The sequence below is a fragment of the Vibrio genomosp. F10 str. 9ZD137 genome (assembly GCF_049974785.1).
GTDB lineage: Bacteria > Pseudomonadota > Gammaproteobacteria > Enterobacterales > Vibrionaceae > Vibrio.
This window is the reverse complement of sequence record NZ_JBNGCJ010000716.1, coordinates 1-2,297: the sequence shown is the minus strand read 5'-3', so window position 1 is coordinate 2,297 and position 2,297 is coordinate 1. Positions and strand designations below refer to the sequence as shown.

The window sequence follows — 2,297 nt, the reverse complement described above, 5'->3', positions numbered from 1 at the left end:
ACCGCTCTTCCGATCTGTTTTGATCTCTTTATTGTCGGCACTTTTTTTATTGCCGCTGTACAATCGGGTGATCAGCGCCTTGGATTCGATAAGCTTTGAGCTCAGTGGTGAGGCGTCGGGGTCATCGACGGCTTGATTGCGCACTTCAAATTCCAAACGCCAGCGTTTGTCGTCGCTCATACCGACACATTCAAGTTGCAAGGTTCCGACTTCGGTAAGTTGACAAGCCAGTTGAACTTCAACACGTTCTTTTTGGTTTTCATGAAGTGTCGTGCTGTCTTCACTTTCAAGGGTGGTAACATAAGGCGGAAGAGGGGAAAACAGGTCGGCATCCACGTCCACGAGCACGCCATTTTGTACTTGTGTATTTTGGGCCACCGTATCGTGGGTCGACGTTAGGAGATTAAATCGGACTGGCTCCCCAAGTGTTAATGAGAACTTGCGGCCGCTTAAACGAATCTCTTGCCCTTCTTCTGTGCCTTTTGCCAAAAGACACAAAGCCTGGTGCTGTTTGTTCTTTTGCTCTAAATGCAAAAAGTAGGAGCGAGCAGAACCGCCGCCAATTTTAAGCTGTGCGCCTCGTTTTGATTTGGCAAAAGCAACGGCTCCTAATGCAACCGAAAGATCTGGGTGAGGATTATCAAGCAGCGTGATCGGACCCCCACGCCACTGTTCAAGCAGTGTTGTTACACGTGTCGTGATTAATTCGCTGTTAAATACGCCCCCGTTTAGCAGCAATGCGACAGGAATGGCGGGTGCAGAATCAGAAAGCGGCTCTAATCCTGCGTTTACACCGGAACGAGAAAGCGCCGAATGAGAAACCTGCTGATGTTGAGATAAGAACTCAGCTAAATGCTTGCTGATCGCAGGGTCTGAAACATAGGGTAAACCAAACTCTACTACTGCCCCGCGACGTTTATCGGGGGTTTGATCGAAGTCGCTGAGTGGAAAAAAACCATCCAATGCAATGTTATGGACTTCTTGCCTAGTTAAACTCACACTCCGTGTACCGCCCAGTAGCTTAGAACCGCTGCCCAGCATGGTGATTTTTATTTCTTCAGCCGCGTCATTTGATAGCAATACTTCTTTTGCTCGGCGCGTCTGTTGAATGAGTTTCGTCAATCCTGCCGCTGTTAATTTCTTGGTTTGATTGAAACGCTGTTCGGCCAAATGAGCGAGGGCTAAATCGAGGTTGTCACCACCAAGCATTAAGTGATCGCCAACCCCGATACGATTCAGGGCCAAAGAGGATTGTGTCGATTGATCCGCTTCAATTAAGCTAAGGTCGGTCGTGCCTCCACCCACATCACAAACCAGAATCAACGGTAGATTTTCCAACTCTTGATCTGCGGTTTTATTGTGGCGAGAGTGCCAGTCATAACAAACTGCTTGAGGTTCTTCGAGCAAAAATATCGTGTCTAAACCTGCAAGTTTGGCCGCTTCGATAGTGAGTTTTCGTGCCGCTTCATCAAAGGAGGCTGGAACCGTCACAACCACATCCTGATTTTCAAGCGGATTACTTGGATTACGATGATTCCATGCCAAACGGATATGATTCAAATAGCTGGCACTGGCAACGACGGGCGAGATTTTTTCAACATCACTTGCACCCGCCCAAGGTAAGATGTCTGAACGTCGATCTACCGCCTGGTGTGATAGCCAGCTTTTTGCACTGGATACCTGTCTGCCTTCGACTTTCGCCCCCAGTTCTCTAGCCCATTCACCAATGATCAGGTGGTCGATGTCGCCTTCGACTCGTTGGTCATCCCAAGGAAGAGTGATGTCAGAGGGAGAGATTTGCCCAGGTGCGGGGTGATACCGAAATGAGGGGAGCAAAGGGCGTCGCGCCACTTCACCCGGGCCAACAAGCTGGTCGATTTCAAACAAGGATACAGGTGCTTGTTCTAATGGATCGGTATTTTCACAGAAAGCGACAACGGTATTGGTTGTGCCCAAATCAATACCAACAAGAAAACGAGAGGATGCCATATGCCAACCTTTGATTGAAAAACGGCATCCAATAATAGATGCCGTTGATGATTACTGTGTCAGCGGTTCTGAAGCTGAATCTTCTCGCACATCAAACTCGACATGCCATTTTTGTCCGTTATCTGCCGCTATTGCTTCTAGGCATAAGGTGCCAAGTTCAGTAACGCGCGACACTAAGGTCACAGGAACCACTTCACCTTCACGTCGGCCTTCAGAAATAGGCAGAGTCACTTGAATTTCTGGAAGTTCATCGAGTTCATCGGGTGCCCAATGATCGAGGTGTGTACCTGCCACATCATCACGGCGGG

The 2,297-nt window shown here is 48.6% G+C and carries 1 protein-coding gene and 1 pseudogene; both read right to left on the bottom strand.

Features of this window, described 5'->3' with window-relative positions:
- On the bottom strand, positions 1–1,989 hold a 1,989-nt coding region (locus tag ACP45E_RS17065), incomplete at its 3' end, for an Hsp70 family protein (RefSeq protein WP_069585300.1).
- Between the two features lie 51 nt (positions 1,990–2,040).
- A pseudogene (locus ACP45E_RS17060) lies at positions 2,041–2,297 on the bottom strand (Hsp70 family protein); the annotation flags it as partial.